The organism is Accumulibacter sp., assembly GCF_036625275.1.
GTDB lineage: Bacteria > Pseudomonadota > Gammaproteobacteria > Burkholderiales > Rhodocyclaceae > Accumulibacter.
In genome coordinates this window covers 1-4,413 of record NZ_JAZKUD010000164.1, presented here as the reverse complement: position 1 = coordinate 4,413, position 4,413 = coordinate 1, and the positions used below count along the sequence as shown (strand labels likewise).

Below are 4,413 nucleotides of genomic sequence, written 5' to 3'. Positions count from 1 at the left end.
CCCGGCCGAGTACGTCGTCGGGCACCGGGTCGGGCAGGAACTGGCCGCGTACATCGCGGCGGCTGAAGATCGCCTGATAAACCGCCGACCGGTCGGCGTCTGAAAAGGCATGCGCCGGCGGCGCGCCAGGGTTTTCCATCGATTCCCCTTCTGGAAAAGCGGCGGCTGCCTGGCCGGGCAGCCCCTTTTTGTCTCCTGGCCGGTCTTCTGACTCGGATTCACCCGGTCGATGCGCCTTCCCGACTCGCGTCAGTGGCCAATGCATCGCCCGTCCTCCTTACAGCGCTGGGCACGTGGCGGGCTTGCACCGCCTTCCCGATTCTCCGCCCAGCAGCGCTGGGCAGCACCCGGAGACTCCTGCCCGAAGCATCTCGGGCGGATGCGATGGTGCCATAACTGCCGACTTTTTTCACGCACCAACAGCTGTGAGCGATGCCGGCGCGCGAACTGCCGCCCGACTTGCGCGAGGTCGAGCAGGATTTTCCCGGCCGCGGCCGGCACGTGCGCGAGCGGATCGCGCTGCTCGAAGCCGTGCTGCCGCTGGCGCCGCATCCGTTCGGGCCAATGCCTGCTGGGCAGGTCACGGGGGAGTTTCATTGGTCCGCCGCGGTCTGCCAGCAAGGAGGGGTGCTGTCAAACCAATGATTAACACGCCAAGAAAAACCTAACGCTGAATCAATAGCTTGCGTGACGAAGAAACATCAAGTGGCACTACAAGCCGGTGATTTCTGATTCAGCTGATCAGTTTTCTGGTTCCTCCGGGTGCGGCGCTGATGCCCTGCGGGCGATAGATCGCCAGCAGGTCGGGTTCGGCGACGGTGGCTTTGCGCACATGAGGGATCGCCCGTCGCGCTGGCTGAAGGTCGCAGTGACCCGGCGCTGCACCGAGAGGATGTCGCGCAGGATCGCCCAGCTGTCGGTGATTCCCGCCGCCTTGAGTTTCACGCGCAGGAACTGAACACACTGGCAGGCGAGCACGGTGATGAACAGATGTCCGTCCGAGCGCACTTCCTTGTGGTGGTAGATGGGTCGCAAGCCGAACTCGCTTTTCAGACTGCGAAACACACCTCCAGGTCGGTCAGCATCGTGTAGGTACGCCAGCGCCAGCGCCTGCGATGGGATCGATGCGACAGTTCAATCGGCCGCCACTGCCGGCATGACGAAACGCACGACAAGACCGCCGTCGGCGCTCGTATCGAGGGTGACTTCCCCGGAGTGCAGTCGCGCCACCTGTTTGACGATGGCCAAACCCAGTCCACTGCCGGGTGGGCTGCTCTGCGCGCAGCGGAAGAAGCGGTCGAAGACGCGCGCGCGCAGCTCAGCGGGGATGCCCGGCCCGTTGTCGCAGACCGAGACGACGGCCTGCCCAGCCGCCGTGTCTATCTCGACGTCGACACGGCCACCGCCGGGCGTGTAGCGCAAGGCGTTGTCAACGAGGTTGGAGAGCAGCACACGCAGGCTCTCGGCGTGCCCGTAGACCTCGACGGCGCGGCTTTTGGCCATGCCTAGGTCGATTTCCTTGGCGTCGGCGCCGGGAGCGAATTCACCGATGACGTCCTTGGCCAGCCGGTCGAGGCGCAGCGTTGCGAACGAGAACTGCGCGGCGTCGGGCTCGAGTCGTGCCATCTGCAGCAGTTGCTCGACCAGATGGCTGGCACGGTCGACGCCGGCGAGCAACTGCGTGAGGGCGGCGGAACGCTGGTCGGTGGCGTCGGCGCGTTGCGCCAGTTGTGCCTGCAGCCTGACCGCGGTGAGCGGTGTGCGCAGTTCGTGCGCGGCGTCGGCGATGAAGTTGCGTTCGCTGGCGAAGGCGCTCTCGAGGCGCTGCAACAGGTCGTTGAGCGCCTCGCCGAGTGGCACGACCTCTTCGGGCAGATCGTTTATCGCCAGTGCGTGCAGTTTGGGCAGCTCTTGCCGCAGGATTTCCTCGCGCACGCGCTGCAGCGGATTGAGCGCGTGTCCGACGGCGAACCAGATGAGCCCGCCGAGCACGGCGACCATCAGCGTGAGCGGCATCAGAAGCCAGGGCGCAATGTGCCGGAAGTCGGCGTAGTGGTAGGTCGATGGATTGCCGACCTGGATGGTCAGCCCGCCGTCCTCGAGGGTGTACGTGTGCCACCGGTCGCCGTGCCAATCGACCGTATGGTGTCCCGGTTGCTGGCGCGGCGGTCCGCTATCGTCGACCGACGAGTACTGCAGTTCGCCGTCGCTGTCCCAGATCTGGCTGACGAACTGCCCCTTGTCGGCCGCATCGTCGTCGTCTTCGTTGTCGCTCGAAACCAGGCCGTGGCGTACGATCGAATAGGCGATCTGCGCGAGGCCGTCGTCGCGCAGATGGTTGAACGCGTTCCAGGTGAGAACGAAGGTTATCAGGCTGACCAGCAGCGCGATCACCAGCAGAGCGCCGATCTGCCATTTGAGCAGATCACGGCGGATCGACTTGGGCTTCATTTGGCTTCGACCAGACGGTAGCCAACGCCGCGAACGTTGCGGATCCACCCGGCGCCCAGCTTCTTGCGCAGCTTATGTACGTGCACCTCAATGGCGTTGCTGGCGATCTCCTCTCCCCAGCCGTAGAGCCTGTCCTCGAGTTGCTCTGTGGTGAGCACGGCGCCCGGGTTTTCGAACAAGGCTTCGAGCAGCGCGAACTCGCGGTTGGCGAGCGTCACGGCCACGCCGTCAAGACGGACTTCGCGTGCCAGTGGATCGAGCACCAGAGTACCCAGGCGCAGTTCGGGGTGGGCGCGCCCGGCGTGGCGGCGCAGCAGGGCGTGGATGCGCGCGACGAGTTCCTCGAGGTCGAACGGTTTGGCGAGGTAATCGTCGGCGCCCAGGTTAAGTCCGGTGACGCGATCGGAAACCGCGCTGCGCGCGGTGACGATCAGTACTGGCAGGTCGTTGCCGGCGACGCGCATTTTCCTGAGCAGCGCGAGGCCGTCCTGGCGCGCGAGGCCCAGATCGAGCACCAGCAAAGCATATGTTCCAGAGCGCAGCGCGAGTTCGGCGGCTTCGCCGTCGCGCACCCAGTCGACGGCGAAGCCTGCCTCGCGCAGGCCTTGCTCGACGGCACTGCCGATCATCGGGTCGTCTTCGGCGAGCAGCAGTCTCATTTCATGATCTTGCCCGTTGCATCCCATACAGACGAAGGGCCGGCACAGGCCGGCCCTTGAGGTCGGGCAGAACGATTTATTGCGCGGCCGGTTCGGCCTTCTTGGTCGTCGAGTGCTTGGCCTTCTTCTGCTTGGCCGGCTTCTTGGTCTTGGTCGACTTGGTGGTCTTGGCCGGAGCCGAGGCTTCGGTACCGGCGGCCGGCGCGGCGGCGTCGGCGGCCTGGGCAGCGGTGAAGGCGAACAGCGAAACGGCGGTCATCAGGGCGACGAGAATCTTGTTCATGCGTATCTCCTAGGGTGGTTGGCAAGCCGAACTATGTCGTTTGGCTGGCGAGCATTGTCCGCACAAATACTTATCGGACGCTTAACGCGGCGCGCAGCGCTGCGTTAAGCGTCCGACACCTTGCGCTTGATGACCAGCGGATCGTAACCCTGGCAGGTCGGCATCATCTCGAACGCGGTCTCGGCGATGTCCTCGCAGCTGAGCGGCTGCGTTCCGTCGTAGACCTTGGCCGCCACTGCCCCGTTTCCCCGCAGGCCGACCGGCGAGAACTCGCTGCCGCCGCACAGGCCGGGCGCGAGGTTGGTGGCGCGCAGGTTGCGCGTGATTGGCTCGACGAAGGCCTTGGTCGCGCCATAGACGTTACCGCCGGGGTAGGGCGTCGCGCAGGCGACCGAGCCGATGTTGATGATCGTCCCGCTGCTGCCATGAGCCTCGACACGCCACACCCTTGACCTGCTGCGCCAGAGCCACCCGGCCTGGCGCTTGCTGCGCTCGGAGCACGCACCGCTGGTGGCGAGCTTTCTGCAGCATTAGCCCCGAGGATCAAGACCAACCCGCCAGGATCATCGCAACGCCCCTCCGCGGGATCCGTTAGACTCTGCTTTTCAACCCTTCAACCCGCATCACCGCGTCACCCACTCCGTCGCTTTTTCAGGCTCATACCTGAATTGGAAAATACTCACTACGGCGACCGAGGTCATCACTTGGCAAGGCCTCGGCGCCGACGTTGGGCAACATCTGAAGCCGGCGCGGCTGTCGCGGGTGATTTTCGTGAGGTGACGATGGCAGCAGAGCAACTCGAAACACCGGTCGCAGAGGGGCTGGCGAGCGCCAGCCAGGCTGCCGCCGCACACGACCTGTCGGCGCTGGTGATTCCGCTCTTGAAGGGCGTGATCTACCAGGACGCCGACGCAGGTCTGTGGAATGCGCTGCTGACGCTGCAGGCGCGGGTGCGCGATTACGTCGCAGTGCTCAACCTCGAACTGGTGCTCGATGAAGCCGAAGGCTACGCTTTTCTGC

5 protein-coding genes, 3 pseudogenes and 1 riboswitch are annotated in these 4,413 nt (G+C 64.9%); of the genes and pseudogenes, 2 read left to right on the top strand and 6 right to left on the bottom strand.

All coding sequences use genetic code 11. From position 1 onward, the window contains the following. Positions 1-139 (bottom strand): annotated as a pseudogene (locus V5B39_RS21970) (5,6-dimethylbenzimidazole synthase); the annotation flags it as partial. A gap of 41 nt (positions 140-180) precedes the next feature. Next, positions 181-366: riboswitch (cobalamin riboswitch) on the bottom strand. A 66-nt stretch (positions 367-432) separates the two neighbouring features. On the opposite strand from V5B39_RS21970, the gene V5B39_RS21965 reads away from it, so the two are divergent. Continuing rightward, a complete protein-coding gene (locus V5B39_RS21965; RefSeq protein WP_332344941.1) occupies positions 433-645 on the top strand; it encodes a hypothetical protein in 213 nt (70 codons plus the stop codon). An 88-nt stretch (positions 646-733) separates the two neighbouring features. Here the strand turns inward: V5B39_RS21965 and V5B39_RS21960 are convergent. From V5B39_RS21960 to V5B39_RS21940, 5 genes and pseudogenes are all read right to left on the bottom strand, one after another. Next, positions 734-1,103 (bottom strand): annotated as a pseudogene (locus tag V5B39_RS21960) (IS1634 family transposase); the annotation flags it as partial. Between the two features lie 31 nt (positions 1,104-1,134). Further along, a complete protein-coding gene (locus tag V5B39_RS21955) occupies positions 1,135-2,451 on the bottom strand; it encodes a sensor histidine kinase (protein WP_332344940.1) in 1,317 nt (438 codons plus the stop codon). Next, positions 2,448-3,110: a response regulator transcription factor gene (locus tag V5B39_RS21950; RefSeq protein WP_332344939.1), complete on the bottom strand. Its 663-nt coding sequence runs from the start codon at positions 3,108-3,110 to the stop codon at positions 2,448-2,450. The genes V5B39_RS21955 and V5B39_RS21950 overlap by 4 nt, the downstream gene beginning before the upstream one ends. 76 nt (positions 3,111-3,186) lie before the next feature. Beyond that, entirely contained in the window at positions 3,187-3,393 is a 207-nt protein-coding gene (locus V5B39_RS21945; RefSeq protein WP_332344938.1) for an acid-shock protein, read from the bottom strand. Positions 3,394-3,497: 104 nt separating this feature from the next. Continuing rightward, positions 3,498-3,812, bottom strand: a pseudogene (locus tag V5B39_RS21940) (SDR family NAD(P)-dependent oxidoreductase); the annotation flags it as partial. 363 nt (positions 3,813-4,175) lie between these two features. Between V5B39_RS21940 and V5B39_RS21935 the strand changes: the two are divergent. Then, a partial coding sequence (locus tag V5B39_RS21935; protein ID WP_332344937.1) for a DUF4194 domain-containing protein occupies positions 4,176-4,413 on the top strand: 238 nt, incomplete at its 3' end.